Here is an 18,214-nt window from a genome sequence, read left to right on the forward strand (position 1 = left end):
AAACCTTCAACATGCCTTAAAGCAGTCCACGCTTGGCCAGGCTTTTCATCAGCGCCGAGATACCAAAGGTCCAGGGCGCGGCCTTGTCGGATGTCGTCACGCTATTGACCAGGCTGCCCAGCTGCGGCGTGGCCACCGTCACGATATCGCCCACCACATGGGTAAAGCCCTGGCCGGGGCCGTGGCGGTCTTGTGTGGGCGCAAACATGGTGCCCAAAAACAGCATGAAGCCGTCGGGGTACTGGTGGTTAGCGCCTATGGCCTGGGCCACCAGGTCCAGCGGGTCGCGGCTGATCTTGCTCAGCGAGCTGCCGCCCTTCATCACAAAACCCTCGGGGCCCGTTACGGTAATGCTCAGGTCGCTTTTGCGCACATCGTCGATGGTGAAGTGTTCATCGAGCAGGCGGATAAAGGGGCCGATGGCGCAAGAAGCATTGTTGTCTTTGGCCTTGCCCAGCAGCAGCGCGCTGCGCCCTTCAAAGTCGCGCAGGTTCACATCGTTGCCCAGCGCAGCGCCCACCGTCTCGCCGCGCGAGTTCACGGCCAGCACGATTTCGGGCTCGGGGTTGTTCCAGTGGCTGTGCGGGTGTATGCCGACTTCGGCGCCGGTGCCGACCGCGCTCATGGGCTGGCTCTTGGTAAAAATTTCCGCGTCGGGGCCAATGCCCACTTCCAGGTATTGCGACCACATGTCTTTGGCGATCAGCACGTCTTTGAGTTTGGCGGCTTCGGGCGAGCCCGGTTTAACGCTGCCGAGGTTCTCGCCGATCACGGCGACCACCGCCTTGCGCACGTCCTCGGCCTTGCTGGCGTCGCCGCCGGCCTGCTCTTCAATCACACGCTCCAGCATGGACTCCACAAAAGTCACGCCGGACGCTTTCAGCGCCTGCAAATCGCAGGGCGCCAGCAACCATGGCAGCGCCGGCTTGTGCGCGCCCGCTTCGGAATTGGCCAGCACCTCGGCCGTGCCCGCCAGGCGCGGCAGCGAAGGCGCGGCGGCACGAACCACCTTGGCCACGCCGGGCAATTCGAGCAACTGGCTGGCGGTGGGCGCCACCGCCGACAGGTCAAACACGCCCTCGGGCTTGACCAGCGCCAGCACAGGGCCAGTGCCCTCCACCCACACCCGGCCTATCAGCAAGGCGTTGGCGGCATCAACAGGCAAGGCGGAAGCAAGGCTCAGTGAGTTTTTCATGTGATGGAATGTGGTGAAAGAGCGCCCGCCAAGGGAGCAGAACGCACAAAATCGGGTGGAAGCCGCCAATACTACAGGGAGTGCAGAAATGCGGCCAAACCCATCGTCCGCAGCCACCCACCTACCCTTCACCACAGAATTTTTCACCATGCCCACTAGCCAGGAACAGCACATACAAGCAGCTACTGAACTCATCGCCAGGCGAAAGTCCGGCCAACAGGGCCCGCGCCTGCCCGAAGCCCTGAGGCCGCTGGACCTGGAAGCCGGCTGGCAGGTGCAGCAGGAAGTCACCCGCCAGTTGGCCCAGCCCGTGGGCGGCTGGAAGGCCTCCGTGCCCCGTACCGGCAAGCTGCCGGCCGCGCCCATCTACCTGCCCACCCTCAGCCGCGAGGCGGTCTGCGCGGTGGCCTTTCCCGCCGGCGCCGATACGGTGAAGGTCGAGCCCGAGCTGGCGTTTGTGCTGGCCAGGGATTTGCCCCCGCGCGACCAGCCGTACAGCGAAGCCGAGGTGGATGCAGCCGTGGGCGCCGTCCACGCCGCGCTGGAGATCTGCGCCAGCCGCTACACCGACCACAGCGGCCTGCCCTTTGCCGAGCTGCTGGCCGACGGTATCGTCAACAACGGCCTGTGGCTGGGGCCTGAACTGGGCGCGGCGGATGTAGCGGCGTTTGCGCTGAGCTGGCAAGTCGAGGGAAGCGACCTGCAAACGGCCGACGCACGCCACCCCGACGGCCACCCGCGCGCGCCGCTCTACTGGCTGGCCAACTTTCTTCGCGAACGCGGCATGGGCCTGAAGGCCGGGCAGGCGGTCATCACGGGCTCTTACGCCGGCTTGCTGACACTGCCCATGGGAAAGCGCACCCGGTTTGACTACGCGGGCCTGGCCCGGTTTGAGGTCGAATTCCGCAGCCAATAACCGTCAAGGCGGCTATATAGGACAGCATTGGTCCGGAAGCGGCCGGCGGCTTCAGTCCGGCTTGCTAAGCTGTGCGGCTCATCCATTTTTCAGCCTCCCCAATCCAGCCACAACAACGGAGCCGCCATGCAAACCCTTCACCACCAGCAGTTCGCCCAACTCCACCAGGCGCCGCACGGCATCCTGCTGCTGCCCAATGCCTGGGACGCCGCCAGCGCGAAGATTTTTGAAGCCTCCGGCGCCCCTGCCGTGGCCACCAGCAGCGCCTCGCTTGCCTGGGCCTGTGGTTATGCAGACGGCGGCGCCTTGCCGCCCGACGAGCTGCTGGACGCCGTCGCCCGCATCACCCGCGTTTTAAAAGTGCCGCTGACGGTCGACATGGAAGACGGCTACAGCGACAGCCCCGCCGAAGTGGGCCGCCTGGCCGCCGAGCTGGCCGCCGTGGGCGCCGCAGGCATCAACCTGGAAGACGGCAGCGCCGCTCCGGCCCTGCTGGCCGACAAGATCAAGGCCATACGCAGCGCACTCAAAAGCACACCGCTGTTTATCAATGCCCGCACCGACGTCTACCTGCGCAAGCTCAAAGTCGAGGGCACGCCCGCCCAGGCCAGCATTGCCCGCCTCAAGCTCTACCAGCAGGCCGGTGCGGACGGCGCCTTTGTGCCCGGCCTCACGGCTTTGCCTGAGGTCACCGAAATCAGCGCCGGCATGACGATGCCGCTGAACGTGATGGCCATGCCCGGGCTGCCGGCCATCGCCGCGCTGCAAGCGGCCGGCGCGCGCCGGGTCAGCGTAGGCCCCGCGCCTTTCCAGGTGGCCTATGGACATGCCCGGACCAGTATCGAGGCCTTGCTCAAGCAAGACCTGTCACCACTGCTGGGGGCCAAGCTGGACTATTCGGCGATGAACACCCTGCTGAGCGCGCCACGGTAAAACACAGCCCTCCGCAGTTACCCTGCCGTCGCCTGAATCTCCCGGGATTCAGGCGATTTTTCGTTTTATTTGCGTGTTTTTGGAGGATGGCGTCACAAACGCCAATGCTGGATCGTCAATACAGTGTGACACCCAGTTTTTCAACACTCTTTAAAGGAAACACCATGACTGCTACCGCTAGCTCCGCCAACACCGCCCCCGTCCGCATCGACCTCGCCATCCCCGAGGTCTTCCCCGCGCTGCTCAAAGTCAGCGAAACCATCGCGGCCCAGGGCCTGGACAAAAAACTTCAGCACCTGATTCACCTGCGCGCCTCACAAATCAACGGCTGCGCCTTCTGCGTGAAGATGCACCTGCGTGAAGCCCGTGAAGACGGCGAAACGCAAGACAGGCTGGACCGCATCGTCGTCTGGGCCCACGTCAGCGACTTCACCGAAGCCGAAAAAGCCGCTCTGGCCTGGACCGAAGCGCTGACCACGCTCGACCACAAGACCGATTACGCCAGCCTGCGCGGCCGTCTGCGTGCCTCGTTCACCGACAAGGAAATCGGCGCGCTGACCGCTAACGTCGGCCAGATCAACCTCTGGAACCGCATCCAGGTCTCGGCACACTAAGTCAGGTTAGGCGTACACACCATGACCACCATCGACCCCACCGCCGCATTTGAAGAAAGGCGCAGGCATTTGTTCGGCCTGGCCTACCGCATCCTCGGCTCGCGGGCCGATGCTGAAGACGCCGTGCAAGACGTCTTTATCAAATGGCTGGCCGCCGACCACGCAAGCATCGCCACACCCGCCGCCTGGCTCACCGCCATCTGCACGCGGCATTGCATAGACATGCTGCGCGACGCGCAGCGCAGCCGGGTCGACTATGTCGGCACCTGGCTGCCCGAACCGATTCACACACAGACAGAAGACACGCCCGAAACACATGCGCTGCTGGCCTCATCGCTGAGCATGGCCTTCCTGCTACTGCTCGAACGCCTCACGCCCAAAGAGCGCGCGGCCTACCTGTTGCACGAAATCTTTGAAACGCCCTACGCCGAAGTGGCCGAAATGCTGGACATGGAAGAGGCCGCCTGCCGCAAGCTGGTCTCGCGCGCCAGCACCAACATTGCCCAGGGCAAGGTGCGGCACGTGACGGCGCCCAAGGTGCAGGACGACCTGCTCATCGCCTTTCGCGAAGCCATCACCGCCGGCAGCACCGAGGCGCTGGCCAGCCTGCTCTCAGACGACATCGCCGTGTGCGCCGACAGCGGTGGCAAGGTGGCGTCCTTCGAAGGTGTGGTGCAGGGCAAGGGCAGTGTGCTCACCCTCATCGCCACCCAGCTGGCCCAATACTGGGCCGCCTACGAATGGCTACCCTGCGAGATCAACGGTGGCCGCGCCATCCAGCTGCGCACGAGCACCGGCGAGATCGCCGCGGCCATCACCTTTGCCTACAACGACGCAGGCAAGGCCACCAACATCTACGTCATGCGCAACCCCGACAAGCTCGACGGGCTGGCCTTTGGCCCGGAGGCACTGGCATGAACACCTCTTCACGCAACACTTCAAACAGCACGCCCACCGGCTGGGCAGCGCTGCTGACCGGTGTCAACGCCATCCGCACGCTGGCCCTGGTCGGCGGCGTGGCCCTGCATGCCATCAACCTCTACATCGGCACCACCATCCTGCCGTCGGTCGTGCGCGACATCGGCGGGCTGGAGTACTACGCCTGGAACACCGCGCTCTTTGTGGTCGCGTCCATCATCAGCGCCGCCATCGCCACACAGGTGCTGGGCAAACTCGGGCCGCGCTTTGCCTATGTGCTGGGCGCCGCAATCTTTGCCACGGGCTCGCTGGCCTGCGCGCTGGCGCCTTCCATGCCCGTCATGCTGGCCGGGCGCGTAGTGCAGGGCTTTGGCGGCGGCCTGCTGCTGGCCCTGCCCTACGCCATGATCCGCCTGCTGTATGACGAGGCCTTGTGGTCCCGCGCCATCGGCCTGCTGTCGGGCATGTGGGGCGTGGCCACGCTGGTTGGGCCTGCCATAGGCGGTGTGTTCGCCCAGATGGACGCCTGGCGCTGGGCCTTTGGCGCGCTGATTCCGGCAGCGGCGCTGTTCACGGTGCTGGCTGTGTGTGTGATTCCGCGTCGCAACACCGTGCAGAGTCAATCTTCACCGGTGGCGTGGGCGCAGCGGTGGCACTCAGCGCCTTGCTGGTCATCATCGACAAGCGCGCCGCCAACCGCTTGCTGCCCCGCGATGCCTTTCGCCCCGGCGCCATGGGTGCGCTCTACCTGGCGATGGGCCTGCTGGGGATGACGGTCACATCCACCGAGATTTTTTCGCCGCTGTTCTTTCAGGTCCTGCATGCGCAGACACCCCTGGTATCCGGCTACCTCGCCGCCATCATGTCGGCAGGCTGGACGCTGGGCTCACTCATCAGCTCCAGCGCGGGCGGCAACCGGGCCAGGCTGGCCATTCGCATTGCACCGGTACTGGCACTCTCAGGCCTGGTCGGTATGGCGTTTCTGATGCCCGCACCCAGCAACGGCGGCTGGCAAGTGCTGGCGCCGATCTGCATCGCCATGGTGGCCGTGGGCTTTGCCGTCGGCATCGCCTGGCCGCACCTGAGCACCCGCGTGCTGCAGATTGCGCCAGCGGGTGAAGAAGACCTGGCGGCCTCGTCCATCATGACGGTAGAGCTGTTTGCCACTGCCATGGGCGCCGCACTGGCCGGCATGCTGGCCAACCTCGGCGGCCTGACCAGCCCCGGCGGCGTACCCGGAACTTCGGGTGCAGCGCAATGGCTGTTCGCCGTGTTCGCCATAGCGCCCGCGCTGTGCCTGCTGACCTCGCGGCAAACCGCAAAGTCAGACGCCCCCGCCATCAGGCAGACGGCCAGCAACGCCGCATAAAACGTAAGGCGTGAAAAAGCCGGCGCACCCGCAAAGGGTGCACCGGCTTGAATCGACGTCTGGCTTACTTGCGCGAACGAAGCGCGTCCACGCTCCAGGCGCCGCCGCCGGCTGCGGCGAAAAACAAAAAGACAAAGCAGAACAGCACAGCCGACTCGCCGCCGTTCAGCATAGGGGAGAGGAAAAAGCCTTTGGACGCATGGCCGATGAAATAGGCAAATGCCAGCAGGCCCGACAGCACAAAAGCCACAGGGCGGGTGAACAAACCAATCAACAGCAACGCGCCGCCAAAGAGTTCCAGAATGCCGGCCGCGCCCAGCATGGACATCACCTGCAGGTTGTCGAAATAGGCCACATGGGGAAAGCCCAGCAGCTTGGCCATGCCATGCTGAATAAGCAAATAAGCAGAAACAATGCGAAGCACCGACAGTGCGCGTGAAGTCAATTGAGCATTCTGGGCAAAAGCCATGAGGTTCCCTCCGTTAAAAGGGTGTCTGAGAGGCTTGCCCTGAAAAAGTTCAGCGCGGCGGCGCAAGTTTCTGCCGGGGCTTGCCCGCGCCAAGTGCGGGGCCCGTACCGGCCGCCGCGCTGGCCGCGCTTTTTTCGGCCAGCAGCTGCACAAGGTGCTGCCGGATCACCGAGGTGATGTGCTCGCGCTTGCCCTGCTCCAGCATGCCGATGAGCCGTGTCGCGGGCCGCCCCGGCAGCGGCAGCACACGCAGCAAGGCATCGTTGGCCCAGTCGGCGTTCTTCACATGCGGCACGATGGTCACGCCGACGTTCTGGCGCACCAGGTCGATGATGGCCGAGAGCGAGCTGAGCTCCAGGAAGTCCTGCGGGGCCAGGCCCAGCTTGCGCAAGGTCTGCTCAATGCGCATGCCGCTGGGCGTGCGCCTGTCAAAGCGCAAAAAAGGTTGTTCGCGCAGCAGCTTTTTAAAGTCGCTGCCGGGCGGCGCGATGCGAGAGCTCGCCACCACCGTCAGCGGCTCCGTGTAAAGCGGCGTCCAGCGCATGCCCTTGCGCTCCCGCGGCGAATCGTCGACAAAAATCGCCGCGTCGAGCGCACCGCTCTTGACGCTGGTAGCCAGCCCGCTGGACTCCTGCATCACCAGCCGCACATTGAGGCGTGGGTACAGCGGCTTCATCCGGACCACTGTGTTGGACAGCAAGCCCATAGCCGTGACGATGGAGCCAACCGTCACCGTGCCGGCAATCTCGCCCTCGCCGTCCAGGCCTTCGCGCATCTGGTCGTAGTAGCCGACGATTTTTTCGGCATGCGCGACCAGCGCCCGCCCTGCGTCCGACAACACCACGCCGCGCCCCGAGCGCTCGAACAGTGAGCTCTTGAGCTCGTTCTCCAGCGCGCGCATCTGCAGCCCGACGGCCGCCTGCGTCAGCGCTACGCGGTCAGCCGCCGCGGCAAACGAGCCGCCTTCCGCGACCACCAGAAATGTCTTGAGAAACCGTATGGTGCTCATGCCTGCGTCCGCTTTGGTTCAGCTCTCGTTCAGCTCGATTCAAAAGAATAACTTTAGCATCTCCAAACATAATATAGATATATTTTTTAAACCGCTTGGAGAACAATCCGCTTTAACAGGGCTTGAACGGCGCTATAGCAGGGTTGTGTGACGGGCGCATGTCTCCTGTCATCGCGACACATCGCCCTTGTAGCGCGGCAATCAACAGGCCGCTTTTGAATACTTTTTTGCAGGTGACGATGTATGTCTGAAGTGCTCTCAGCAAATGCCGCAGCGGCTCCGGCCCCGTCTTTCGGCGACCAGCGCGCCGCGGCGATTTACGACCTGGGCCACAGCACGATCTTTGCGTCGCGCACCGACCCGCGCTTTTCCTACTGCACCTATGCCCCGCCGCACCTGCATGAGTCCAAGCAGCCCATGAAGCTGGTGGTCGTCGTGCATGGCACCGGCCGCGCCTTTACCGAATACCGCGACGCCTTTGCCGCCTTCGCCAAATGGAACGACTGCATCGTGCTGTGCCCGCTGTTCCCGGCCGGCCCGCAGGGCGACGGCAACCGCGACGGCTTCAAGCACCTGCGCGAAGCCGACATCCGCTACGACCAGATACTGCTGAGCATGGTCGACGAAGTGGCCGTGAAGTTCGGCTGCGATTTCTCCCAGTTCGCGCTCTTTGGGTATTCGGGCGGTGGCCAGTTTGTTAACCGCTTCGGCCTGCTGCACCCCGAGCGCCTCTGGGCCCTCTCTATCGGCGCGCCGGGCTCGGTGACTTTGATCGACAGCCAGCAGGACTGGTGGGTCGGCGTGCGCGACTTTGAAAAGCGCTTCGGCAAACCGCTGAACCTGGCCGCCCTCAAGGCCCTGCCGGTGCACATGGTGGTTGGCAAGGCCGATATGGAAACCTGGGAAATCACCCACCGCGAGGGCGGCAAATTCTTCATGGCCGGCGCGAATGACGCAGGGCGCACGCGGCCCGAGCGGCTTGAAACCCTGCGCCAGTCTTTCGAGAAGGCCGGCGTCAACGTCACCCTCGACCTGGTCGACAACGTTCCGCACGATGGCCTGGCCTGCGTCGACACGGTGCAGGACTTCCTTGCCAGCGTGCTGCGCACCCTCCGCAAAAAAGCGCCGGGCCGGGCACAGTGAAGTGAAATGATGTCACGCCAACCCCAGACCTGAAGACCGACCATGCTACGTTTTGCACTGGCCCGCCTGGTGATGGCGATACCGACCCTGCTGATTGTGGCGGTGGCGGTTTTCGTGCTGATCCGGCTCATCCCCGGCGACCCGGCGCAATTGCTGCTGGGCGACCTGGCCGATCCCATACGCCTCGCAGACCTGCGCGCCCAGCTCGGCCTCGATAAAAGCTGGCCGGTGCAGTTCGGCATCTGGAGCAGCCATGTGCTGGGCGGCGACCTCGGCGTCTCCATCACTACCGGCGAGCCGGTGCTGCAACTGGTCATGAGCCGCTTCCTCGTCAGCGCGCAGATCGTGCTGGTGGCCGTGTTCTTCGCCACACTGGTCGCCGTGCCCGCCGGCATGATCGCCGCCTGGAAGCAAAACCGCCTGCCCGACCTGATGCTGGTCGGCACGGCCACGCTGCTGGTGTCCATCCCGACCTTCTGGCTGGGCCTGTTGCTGCTGCTCTTCTTTGGCCTCAAGCTCGAATGGCTACCCGTGGTCGGTTATGTCTCGGTCATGAACGACTGGAAGTCCGGCCTGTTGTATCTCTTGATGCCCATCCTCACGCTCTTCCTGCATGAGATCGGTGTGCTGATCCGCATGGCCAGGGCCAGCACGCTGGAAGTGCTGCGGCTGGACTACATCACCCACGCACGCGCCAAGGGCCTGTCTGAGCGTGCCGTGCTGATTCATCACGCCTTCCGCAACTCCTTCGGCCCGACCTGGACGTTGATTGGCCTGGTGCTGGGCAATCTGCTGGGCGGCGTGGCGGTGGTAGAAACCGTCTTCACCATCCCCGGCCTGGGCCGCCTGTTGGTCGATGCGATTTTTGCGCGCGACTATCCGGTGATCCAGGGCTGCCTGTTGCTGGTGGCCGTGATCTATGTCGTGACCAATCTGGTGATTGACCTCTGCTATCCGATCTTCGACCCCCGGGTGCTTGCAGAATGAAAAAATTCCTCACCCCCCAGGCGCTGATCGGCCTGTTCATCGTGGGCCTGATCCTCGCAGCGGCGCTGCTGACCTTCGTCTGGACACCGCACGACCCGCTCAAGATCAACTTCATGGCGCGCCTCAAACCGCCCAGCGCCACTTACTGGCTGGGCACCGACGAGTTCGGCCGCGACGAGCTCTCGCGCCTCATGGCCGGTGCGTCCAACAGCGTGTGGATCAGCTTTCTCACCGTGCTGTTCTCCATCACCATAGGCACGGCCATCGGCGTGCTGACCGGTTTTGTGCGCGGCTGGACAGACCGCATCATCATGGCCTTCATCAACGCCCTGCTGGCCTTCCCCGGCCTGCTGCTGGCACTGGCGCTGCTGGCGGTCTTTGGCGCCAACAAGTACGGCATCATCCTGGCGCTGGGCCTGGCCTACACGCCCTCGGTTACCCGCATCGTGCGTGGCACGGTGATGTCGCTGCGTGAAAAGGAATTCATCGAATCCTCGCGCGTGCTGGGCAACTCCGAGCTCTACACCATGTTCCGCCACGTGCTGCCGAACTGCGTGGCGCCGCTCACGGTGCTGGCCACCTCGATGTTCGGCTGGGTCATTCTGGCGGAGAGCTCGCTGTCCTTCCTGGGCCTGGGCGTGCCGCCGCCCGCACCCACCTGGGGCAATATGCTGGCCGCGGCCCGGCCCTTTATGGCGCAGGCGACTTATCTTTCCATCTTCCCGGGCCTGTGCATTGCACTCACGCTGCTGGGCATCAACTTCCTGGGTGACGCGGTGCGCGACCTGCTGGATCCGCGCATGAGGGGCGTCGAATGACACATCTGGTCGACGTCTCGGCCTTAAGCCTTTCCATCGGCAAAGGCGGCCGCGAAATTGTGCGCAATGTCTCCTTCACCGTCGCGCCCGGCGAAATCGTCGGCATCGTCGGTGAATCCGGCAGCGGCAAAACCCAGGCGGCCCGCGCCATCATGGGCCTTACGCCACCGCCGCTGGTGCGCAGCGCCGGCCGCATTCTGTTTGAAGGCGAAGACATGGCGGCGGCCAGCGACGCGCGTTTGCGCCAGCTGCGCGGCGCGCGCATCGGCATGGTCTTCCAGGAGCCCATGACCTCGCTCAACCCGTCGATGACAATCGGCCGCCAGCTTGACGAAGGCCTGGCGCTGCACCGGCCTGAGCTTTCACCCGCCGCGCGCCGCGACAAAGCCCTGGCCATGCTCGCGCGCGTCGGCATCACCGACCCGCAGGCTGCATTGGCTGCGTGGCCGCATGAATTCTCGGGCGGCATGCGCCAGCGCATGATGCTGGCCTCCGTCATGCTGCTGGAGCCCGCGCTGCTGATCGCCGACGAGCCGACCACCGCGCTGGACGCGCTGGTGCAGCGCGACGTGCTTGAGCTGATGGTCGGCCTCACGCGTGAACACAACACCGCCGTGCTGCTGATCAGCCACGACCTGCCCATGGTGGCGCGCTACACCCAGCGCATGATCGTCATGCAGCAAGGCGAAGTCGTCGAGGCCGGCGACACCGCGTCTTTGCTGGCTGGCCCCAAACAGGACTACACCCGCAAGCTGCTGGAGGCCATTCCGCGCCGGCAGGCTGCGCGCACCATTGCCGACGACCAGCCCGTCATCGAAGTGCGCAACCTGGTCTTCGACTACCCCGGCAAGCGCCGCCTCTTTGCCAAGTCGGCCGCCAAACGTGTGCTGCACGGCATCGACCTGGTGGTGCGTCCGCGCGAAATCGTTGCGGTCGTGGGCGGCTCCGGTTCGGGCAAAACCACGCTGGGCCGCGCGATTGCGGGCCTGATCAAGCCGACAGAAGGCGACATCCGCTTCCGCGGTCGCTCGATTGCGCGCAGCGATGCGGGCTGGCTGGACTACCGCCTCAATTGCCAGATGGTGTTCCAGGACCCGTATTCCTCCCTCAACCCGCGCATGAGCATCGGCCAGCTGGTCGGCGAAGGGCTGCGGCTGGTGCCCGGCCTGTCTTCCGCCGACCGGCAAGCCCGCGTGGCCAAGATGCTCGACGAGGTCGGGCTGCAGCCCCAGCATGCGCAGCGCTATGCGCATGAACTCTCGGGCGGCCAGCGCCAGCGCGTGGCCATTGCTCGTGCGCTGATACGCCAGCCGGCTTTTGTGATTGCCGACGAGCCCGTCTCCGCACTTGACGTGACTGTGCGCGCCCAGGTGCTGGCGCTGCTGGCCGAGCTGCAGGAGCGCCATGGCTTTGCCTGCCTCTTTATCAGCCACGACCTCGGCGTGGTCGAGCAGGTGGCCGACCGCGTCATCGTAATGCAGGCCGGCCAGATCATCGAGCAAGGCAGCCGCGACGAAGTCTTCGATAACCCGCAGCATGCCTACACCCGCAAGCTGCTCTCGGCCATCCCCGCGCTCACACCCACCGGCCAGGGCGGCATGCAGCTGAAGTGGCGCTTTGACGAACCCGATGCGGCTGCGGGCGGTTTTCAGCCCGCTTCCGCTGTTTAATTTTTCCGACTGATTCTTAAGGAGCCTCCCATGCTTTCGATGCGACTGAAATTTTTGAGCGCCGCCGTGCTGGCGGCATGCGGTGCGGCCCAGGCGCAGACACCGCAAATCGTGGTCGCGCAGCCGGCCGACATCCGCTCGACCAACCCCGGCGTGAACCGCGACAACACCACCGACGGCGTGGTGCTCAACATCGTCGAAGGCCTGGTGGCGTACCACGAGAACGGCACCGTCGGCCCGCTGCTGGCGCGCTCCATCGTTGTCAGCCCCGACGGCCTGACCTATATCTTCAAGCTGCGCACCAACGTGAAGTTTCACAACGGCGAGCCCATGACCTCGGCCGACGTGCTGTGGAGCTGGAAGCGCTACACCGACCCCAAGACCGACTGGCGCTGCCTCAGCGAATTTGACGGCCGCTCCGGCGTCAAGGTGACCTCCGTGACAGCACCTGATGCGCAGACCGTGGTCATGCAGCTGGACAAACCCTCGGCCGTCTTCCTCGACAACCTGGCCCGCACCGACTGCGGCATGACGGCCGTGCTGAACAAAAAATCCGTCAAGGAAGACGGTAGCTGGGACAAGCCCATAGGCACCGGCCCCTTCAAGTTTGAAGAGTGGAAGCGCGGCGAATACGTCACGCTCAGCGCCTTTGCCGACTACCAGTCGCCCCCCGGCACCAAGCCTGACGGCTACCTCGGTGTGAAGAAGCCACTGGTCGAGCAGGTCAAGTTCCTGACCGTGCCCGACATGTCGACCTCCAAGGCTGGCCTGCAGTCCGGTGCCATCGATGCCGGCCAGATCACCTCCTCCGATGTGCAGGAGCTCAAGGCCAACAAAAACCTCAACGTGGTCGCCGCCGTGGATGCAGGCAAGAACACGCTGCTGATGCAGACCAACGACCCGCTGCTCAAAGACGAGCGCATCCGCCAGGCGATTGCACTGTCGCTGGACATGAACCAGCTCGTCGCGGCCTCGTCCGAAGGCCTGGCCCGCGTCAACAACTCGGCCATCCAGGACACCTCGGCCTTCTACACCGCAGCCCAGAAAAAAGGCTACCGCTACGACCCGGCCAAGGCCAAGCAGTTGCTGAAAGAAGCCGGCTACAAGGGCCAGCCCATCGTGATCCAGGCCAACAAGCGCGCCCACGTGCCCAGCTTCTCGGTCGCCGTGATGAGCCAGGCCATGATGCAGGCCGTCGGCATCAACGCGCAGATCGAAGTGCTGGAATGGGCGACGCAGCTGGACCGCTACAACAGCGGCAACTACCAGATGAGCTCCTTCACCTACTCGTCGCGCCTGGACCCGGCCCTGAGCTATGAGCAGTTCTCGGGCGTCAAAGCCAAACAGCCGCGCAAAGTGTGGGACGACCCGGCCGCGCAAAAGCTGATCGACCAGAGCTTCACTGAAGCCGACCCGAAGAAACGCCAAGCCTTGTTTGACCAGTTGCACGCCATGATGATCGCCAAGACGCCGCTGGTCATCCTCTACAACGTGACCGACTCCTGGGCGGTGCGCAAGCGCGTGTCCGGCTTCACGGTGTGGGAAGGCAAGCCCATGCTCTGGAACACCAAGCTGGCCGCCAAGTAAGCCTTACAGCGCCAGCCTCACTCACTTTCAATCGCCTTGATGCGCAGGCTGCGCACAAGGCGCGGACAGCCACGCCTTGCGGCGGCCGTCATCTCTCTTCCTGAAACGTCTTCCGGTAGCACAGCACATGGCAAACATCGAACAGTTCCCCTTTATCTCCGTCTCCGGCAGCCCGCGCGAACGCGGCCTGCAGTACGGCCGCCAGGCCGCCGGCCGGGTGCGCGGCAGCGCGCAGCTGTATGGGCAAACGCTGGTCAACCTGGGCTACGGCGACCAGGCCCGCGCGCGGCTGATTGACCACTTCGCCAAAGAGATCGGCGACTTCGCGCCCCACTACATCGACGAGATGCGCGGCATCGCCGAAGGCTCGGGCGTGGACTTCCAGGACATCGTGATGATCAACGCCCGCACCGAAGTGCTGGCCAAGGCCCGCGCCGACAAGCTGAAGGCCGCCGACCAAGAGCCCGGCGACGGCTGCACCGGCGCCATCATCCTGCGCGAGCGCTCCGCCAACGGCAACCTGCTGCACGGTCAAAACTGGGACTGGCGCGCCGAGTGCGTAGACACCTCCGTCGTGCTGCGCGTACGCAATGACAACGGCCCCGACTTTTTAACCTTTGTCGAAGCCGGCGGCCTGGCCCGCAGCGGCTTCAACAGCGCGGGCGTCTCCATCACCGCCAACTATCTCGAGTCAGACCGCGACTTCAAACAGCTAGGGGTTCCGCTCTCACTCATCCGCCGCAAGGTGCTGGAGCAAGAGATTTTTTCCCTCGCCATGAAAGCCGTCGCAGCCACACCCAAGTCCTGCTCCAACAACATCATGCTGGGCATGTCGCAAGGCTTCGGCATCGACTTTGAATGCACCACCAACGAGTCCTTCCCCATCTACCCCGGCGAAGACAATCTCATCGTGCACGCCAACCACTGGATGAGCCCCGTCGCCCTCAGCAAACTGGTTGACCTCGGCATCTCCCAATCCCCCGACAGCCACTACCGCGACTGGCGCGTACGCAAGCTGCTGAACCAGCAAGACAAACTGGGCCGCCAGGATTTGAAGAACGCATTCTTCGACGACTTCGGTCTCCCCTACTCCGTCTGCCGCCCACCCCGTATCGGGAGCCACGACAACCTTTCGGCTACCGTCGCCATGGTCATCATGGAACCGGCAGTGGGCGAAATGGAAGTCGCACCCCTGCCGGCGCTGAACAAGGTGTTTACCTGCTATAGCTTGACGCAGGAGCCGCGGATTGTTGCGTAAGGACTAAGTCCTATCCTTCCACCGCCGCATCTCCCAAGACGGCAGCCCCCGCACATCGCCAGACAGCACGCTCTGGAATTCCGTCAGGCCGGGTTTTTCGCCGAGCCGGTCGTAGGCCTGCTTGACCAGCGGCGCGGTGCGCTCAAACACGCTTTTGATCTGCGCCCAGCTCACCGGCTGGGGAATGATTTTGGCGCCCGCCATCATCTTTCCGGTGGCGAGCAGCGACAAGGCGTCGCCTTCTGTGGACCAGGACCAGCCGCGGCGGAACACGACCTCGTCGCGGACTACCTTGGCGCCGTCGGCGGGCGCGAGGCCCCAGTAGGACTTGACCAGTTGCGACACCGCTGCCGGGTCGGCCTCGCTGAGCACGCTCACGGCCTCTTGTTGCGCGAGCAGAAAGGCCAGCACCAGGTTGGGGTGCTCTTCGACGATCTTGTTGCGCACCACGCGGAAGGAGCGATGCAGGTAGTAGCCGTCTGGGTAAAAGGGCGAGTGCTTGACTGAAGGCAGCAGCAGGCCGGCGCCTTTGCCTGCGGGGCCGTCGTAATGGGCCTCGGTGTAGCCGTAGGAATTCATGATGGCGACGGTGCCCGCGCCCTGCGCTCTCAAAAAGGCCGGGTAGATGGCCAGGGTGGCGTCGACGCCGCTGGGCACTTGTGCGGCTTCGGGCAGTGTGGCCAGGTGCACCATGCGGATGTCGTGGGCGGCCGGGTCGGGGTTGCCCAGCTCGTAGCGCAGGATTTGCGTGAAGACGTTGTAGGGGTCGGCGCCCATCAGGGTGCCCACCGTTTTGCCTTTGAGGTCTTGCACATTGCGGATGGGCGAATCCTTGCGGGTGCAGAGCAGAAAGCGCAGGCGCCCCTCCGCGACGGAGACCAGGCTGAAGGGCTGCCCCGCCACCAGGGCGCGCAGCGTGGGCGTGTTGCCCCACATGGCCATATCGAGCTCGTTCTTGGCCATGGCTTCGACTTGCGGGGCGGCGGCGGGATAGGCCCGGTAGTCCACGGTGAGGTCGTAGCCGAACTGGGCGGCATGCTTTTCAAACAGCTTTTTGCCTATCATGTACTGGGTGGTCGGCGAGTTGCCGGCGGCCATGGGCACCCAGCCGTAGGAGAGCGTGATGGGCGTCAATGGCTTGCCTGCCTGCGCACGAGCAATACAGGCGCCACCTAGCGCACCGCCTGCAAGGACGGTGGCCTCGTGCAGCCAGTGCCTGCGCGTCAACATTGATCTTGCGGTCATGGAAATCTCCTTTCTGCCAGGGGGATGGGCCGGGCCACTACTAACTACAAGCCCGCCGGCGCACTCACCGTACTCGCCGTGCCCACACCTCCCGGTCGCGAAGTCTGGGCGTGCTCCAGCCGCTCGACCAGTTCATAAACTTCCTGCGGCTCTGCGTTGGGGCTCAGTGGCACGGTGGCGGCCAGCTCGAAGCGGAAATGCCGCCCCGCCGCAATTGCCACCGCGCGGCTGGCGGCAATGCTGATGCCCAGGGCATGCGCCTGCCGCGCCAGCGCGCGCGCCTGGTCCAGCGGTGTGCCCACGGCGGTAAAGGTCAGGTGGTCCCAGGTGCCGAAGTTACCGACCATGGCGCTGCCCAGGTCCAGGCCGAAATGCGGCGGCGCCACCATGGCGCCGCGCCCGCTTGCCAGAGCCTGCATGGCCTCCAGTGCGCGCAGCGCCACATCGCATGCATGCCCTGCGGGGTTCGAAAGGTTGAGCGGGGTGTTCCACAAGGCCACCGCCGTGCAGCTCTCATAGCGGTCCATCATGCCTTTGCCTTGCGCCACTTCAACAGCCAGTATCTGCAGGTACTGGTCGGCATGCGGCGACCAGGTCACGGCCGTGGCCTGCTGCTCGTCCAGCGCGGCGCACAGCACGGCAAGCTCGCGCTTTTCCGCGCCTAGCTGCGGCGTCAGGCGGTTGGCGATGAAGTGCTGTACCAGCGGCCGCGGCACGTAACGTGAGAAACCTTGCAGGGCAATCCGCGCCAGTGCCAGCGACTCTTGCAGGCGGCGCACTTCGGCGATGCCGCTGTCTTGCGGGATATCGCTGTCGAACTCGAACTGGCGGATGTGCGTGGCCGCGCGCACGAGTTTCTTCAGCGGTTTGGCCAGCAGGTTGGCCATCCAGAAGAGCATGGGCATCAGCATCAGCAAGCCCAGAACGCCTACCCCCAGCAGCATCCAGCGCATTCGCCTGACCTCCGCCAGCAACAGGTTCTGGTCAGACACCAGCGCCACATAAGCCCTGCGGCTGAAGACACCGTCCATGGGCATCACCACCGCCGCAAAGCGCTGGCCTGCTGCACCCACCACCGAATGAATCGGCGGGTCTTCCAGCGACACGCCAGCCGTCAGCGGCTGCAGTGCGGAATACAGCGGGTCGTTCAACGACGCCAGGCTGACAGGCCTGCCGGTGGACAGCAGGCGGTGCAGTTTGTCTGCCTGCGACCAGCCCCAGACACGACCCTGCTCATCAAAGAGCACCAGCTCGGCGTGGCTTTCTTCACCCCGCGCGCGCAAGAAGTCTGATAGACCCGCCACGGTGAACATCGCCGCCGCCACACCGCCCTTGGCGCCGCTCAACGGGCGCGACAGCGCCATGCCGAACTCCGCCGGCAGCTGTAAGACAAAAGGGTCGGTGGCCTGAAAGGTGCCCAGGTTCAGCTCGTTCGCGCCCTCATACCAGGGGCTGCTACGCGGGTCGTAGCGGTTGGCCCAGGGGCGGCGCTCGCTGGCGATGGCAATCATCTGCTGGTCGTAAAACACCCATTCCTCGACGCGCTTTTCATGTGCGTCGACACGGATGATCTGCTGCGCGTAGCGCGCCTCCGGCAGCGACTTGGCCCAGGCCCTGTCGCGCGCGGTGCGTAGCGCCATGCTCTGCTGGTAACTGCCGTCGGGGTAACCGAAGACCAGCGAGCCGATCTGCGGGTAACGGTGCTGCATCGACATCTGCATGCGCAATAAGGAGATGTCGTTGTCGCCTTCGAGCCCGGCGCGCGGGTCGCTGGCGGTGGCCTCCAGCCAGGCGCGGGCCGGCTCCTGAAAGCGCAGCAACTGCTCTTGCGTGCGGCGGCCCAGTTGCTCAAGCTCGCGCTGCGCGCCGTCAAACACAATGCGGCTTGCCGCCAACTCCGCCAGCGACATCAACGCGATGACCAGGACTGTGACCAACGCAGCGTAGGTCCAGAACAGGTGGGCGCGAATCGACCTTGCACGAAAGGGCAGCGTCTTCAAGCAGTCTCCCTGCAGTTGTTCTTTTCACTGCAAGATACCCTTCGCCCCCGCCTTTGACAAGCTGACTATCACCCGCTTCCCGC

The 18,214-nt window shown here is 64.5% G+C and carries 15 protein-coding genes and 1 pseudogene; 11 read left to right on the forward strand and 5 right to left on the reverse strand.

From position 1 onward, the window contains the following. Nucleotides 1-16: 16 nt before the first annotated feature. The gene (locus tag BM408_RS09550; RefSeq protein WP_092129310.1) at nt 17-1,195 is read right to left on the reverse strand and encodes a fumarylacetoacetate hydrolase family protein; all 1,179 of its coding nucleotides are present in this window, start codon (nt 1,193-1,195) and stop codon (nt 17-19) included. Nucleotides 1,196-1,343: 148 nt separating this feature from the next. On the opposite strand from BM408_RS09550, the gene BM408_RS09555 reads away from it, so the two are divergent. From BM408_RS09555 to BM408_RS09575, 5 genes and pseudogenes are all read left to right on the forward strand, one after another. Then, nucleotides 1,344-2,111: a fumarylacetoacetate hydrolase family protein gene (locus BM408_RS09555; RefSeq protein WP_139237327.1), complete on the forward strand. Its 768-nt coding sequence runs from the start codon at nt 1,344-1,346 to the stop codon at nt 2,109-2,111. A gap of 126 nt (nt 2,112-2,237) precedes the next feature. Then, a complete protein-coding gene (locus BM408_RS09560; RefSeq protein WP_092129312.1) occupies nt 2,238-3,044 on the forward strand; it encodes an isocitrate lyase/PEP mutase family protein in 807 nt (268 codons plus the stop codon). Nucleotides 3,045-3,208: 164 nt separating this feature from the next. After that, nucleotides 3,209-3,658, forward strand: coding sequence for a carboxymuconolactone decarboxylase family protein (locus BM408_RS09565; RefSeq protein WP_092129314.1), 450 nt, complete (start codon nt 3,209-3,211; stop codon nt 3,656-3,658). Nucleotides 3,659-3,679: 21 nt separating this feature from the next. After that, entirely contained in the window at nt 3,680-4,576 is an 897-nt protein-coding gene (gene sigJ, locus BM408_RS09570) for an RNA polymerase sigma factor SigJ (protein ID WP_092129316.1), read from the forward strand. After that, nucleotides 4,573-5,945: pseudogene (locus tag BM408_RS09575) on the forward strand (MFS transporter). The gene sigJ and the pseudogene BM408_RS09575 overlap by 4 nt, the downstream one beginning before the upstream one ends. Nucleotides 5,946-6,009: 64 nt before the next feature. Here BM408_RS09575 and BM408_RS09580 read toward each other — a convergent pair. Further along, entirely contained in the window at nt 6,010-6,414 is a 405-nt protein-coding gene (locus BM408_RS09580) for a DoxX family protein (RefSeq protein WP_092129318.1), read from the reverse strand. Nucleotides 6,415-6,463: 49 nt separating this feature from the next. Then, nucleotides 6,464-7,423 carry a LysR family transcriptional regulator gene (locus tag BM408_RS09585; protein WP_092129320.1) on the reverse strand — a complete coding sequence of 320 codons (960 nt, stop codon included), beginning with the start codon at nt 7,421-7,423 and terminating at the stop codon, nt 6,464-6,466. Between the two features lie 243 nt (nt 7,424-7,666). Here BM408_RS09585 and BM408_RS09590 point away from each other — a divergent pair, with 243 nt between their 5' ends. The 6 genes from BM408_RS09590 to BM408_RS09615 all read left to right on the forward strand — a co-directional run bounded on the left by BM408_RS09590 (nt 7,667) and on the right by BM408_RS09615 (nt 14,886). After that, complete coding sequence (locus BM408_RS09590; protein ID WP_092129322.1) at nt 7,667-8,566, forward strand: alpha/beta hydrolase family protein; 900 nt, start codon at nt 7,667-7,669, stop codon at nt 8,564-8,566. Nucleotides 8,567-8,608: 42 nt separating this feature from the next. Then, nucleotides 8,609-9,553, forward strand: a complete 945-nt coding sequence (locus BM408_RS09595) for an ABC transporter permease (RefSeq protein WP_092129324.1) — start codon at nt 8,609-8,611, stop codon at nt 9,551-9,553. Further along, a complete protein-coding gene (locus BM408_RS09600; RefSeq protein WP_092129326.1) occupies nt 9,550-10,371 on the forward strand; it encodes an ABC transporter permease in 822 nt (273 codons plus the stop codon). Before BM408_RS09595 ends, BM408_RS09600 begins: the two co-directional genes overlap by 4 nt. Then, complete coding sequence (locus BM408_RS09605) at nt 10,368-12,041, forward strand: ABC transporter ATP-binding protein (protein ID WP_092129328.1); 1,674 nt, start codon at nt 10,368-10,370, stop codon at nt 12,039-12,041. The genes BM408_RS09600 and BM408_RS09605 overlap by 4 nt, the downstream gene beginning before the upstream one ends. Before the next feature lie 30 nt (nt 12,042-12,071). Continuing rightward, a complete protein-coding gene (locus BM408_RS09610) occupies nt 12,072-13,628 on the forward strand; it encodes an ABC transporter substrate-binding protein (RefSeq protein ID WP_092129330.1) in 1,557 nt (518 codons plus the stop codon). A 127-nt stretch (nt 13,629-13,755) separates the two neighbouring features. Beyond that, nucleotides 13,756-14,886, forward strand: a complete 1,131-nt coding sequence (locus BM408_RS09615) for a C45 family autoproteolytic acyltransferase/hydolase (protein ID WP_092129332.1) — start codon at nt 13,756-13,758, stop codon at nt 14,884-14,886. Nucleotides 14,887-14,889: 3 nt separating this feature from the next. Here the strand turns inward: BM408_RS09615 and BM408_RS09620 are convergent, their stop codons facing one another. Both BM408_RS09620 and BM408_RS09625 read right to left on the reverse strand, forming a co-directional pair. Continuing rightward, complete coding sequence (locus BM408_RS09620) at nt 14,890-16,131, reverse strand: ABC transporter substrate-binding protein (protein WP_092129334.1); 1,242 nt, start codon at nt 16,129-16,131, stop codon at nt 14,890-14,892. A 44-nt stretch (nt 16,132-16,175) separates the two neighbouring features. After that, nucleotides 16,176-18,131 (reverse strand): cache domain-containing protein, encoded by a 1,956-nt coding sequence (locus BM408_RS09625; protein ID WP_092129336.1) that lies wholly within the window; start codon nt 18,129-18,131, stop codon nt 16,176-16,178. Between the last annotated feature and the right edge of the window lie 83 nt (nt 18,132-18,214).

It is taken from the genome of Polaromonas sp. YR568 (genome assembly GCF_900116715.1).
GTDB lineage: Bacteria > Pseudomonadota > Gammaproteobacteria > Burkholderiales > Burkholderiaceae_C > Polaromonas.

Bases quoted from the DNA above. Each gene is read 5' to 3' on its own strand.
- BM408_RS09550 (WP_092129310.1), bottom strand. From the start codon at position 1,195: ATGAAAAACTCACTGAGCCTTGCTTCCGCCTTGCCTGTTGATGCCGCC.
- BM408_RS09555 (WP_139237327.1), top strand. From the start codon at position 1,344: ATGCCCACTAGCCAGGAACAGCACATACAAGCAGCTACTGAACTCATC.
- BM408_RS09560 (WP_092129312.1), top strand. From the start codon at position 2,238: ATGCAAACCCTTCACCACCAGCAGTTCGCCCAACTCCACCAGGCGCCG.
- BM408_RS09565 (WP_092129314.1), top strand. From the start codon at position 3,209: ATGACTGCTACCGCTAGCTCCGCCAACACCGCCCCCGTCCGCATCGAC.
- sigJ (WP_092129316.1), top strand. From the start codon at position 3,680: ATGACCACCATCGACCCCACCGCCGCATTTGAAGAAAGGCGCAGGCAT.
- BM408_RS09580 (WP_092129318.1), bottom strand. From the start codon at position 6,414: ATGGCTTTTGCCCAGAATGCTCAATTGACTTCACGCGCACTGTCGGTG.
- BM408_RS09585 (WP_092129320.1), bottom strand. From the start codon at position 7,423: ATGAGCACCATACGGTTTCTCAAGACATTTCTGGTGGTCGCGGAAGGC.
- BM408_RS09590 (WP_092129322.1), top strand. From the start codon at position 7,667: ATGTCTGAAGTGCTCTCAGCAAATGCCGCAGCGGCTCCGGCCCCGTCT.
- BM408_RS09595 (WP_092129324.1), top strand. From the start codon at position 8,609: ATGCTACGTTTTGCACTGGCCCGCCTGGTGATGGCGATACCGACCCTG.
- BM408_RS09600 (WP_092129326.1), top strand. From the start codon at position 9,550: ATGAAAAAATTCCTCACCCCCCAGGCGCTGATCGGCCTGTTCATCGTG.
- BM408_RS09605 (WP_092129328.1), top strand. From the start codon at position 10,368: ATGACACATCTGGTCGACGTCTCGGCCTTAAGCCTTTCCATCGGCAAA.
- BM408_RS09610 (WP_092129330.1), top strand. From the start codon at position 12,072: ATGCTTTCGATGCGACTGAAATTTTTGAGCGCCGCCGTGCTGGCGGCA.
- BM408_RS09615 (WP_092129332.1), top strand. From the start codon at position 13,756: ATGGCAAACATCGAACAGTTCCCCTTTATCTCCGTCTCCGGCAGCCCG.
- BM408_RS09620 (WP_092129334.1), bottom strand. From the start codon at position 16,131: ATGACCGCAAGATCAATGTTGACGCGCAGGCACTGGCTGCACGAGGCC.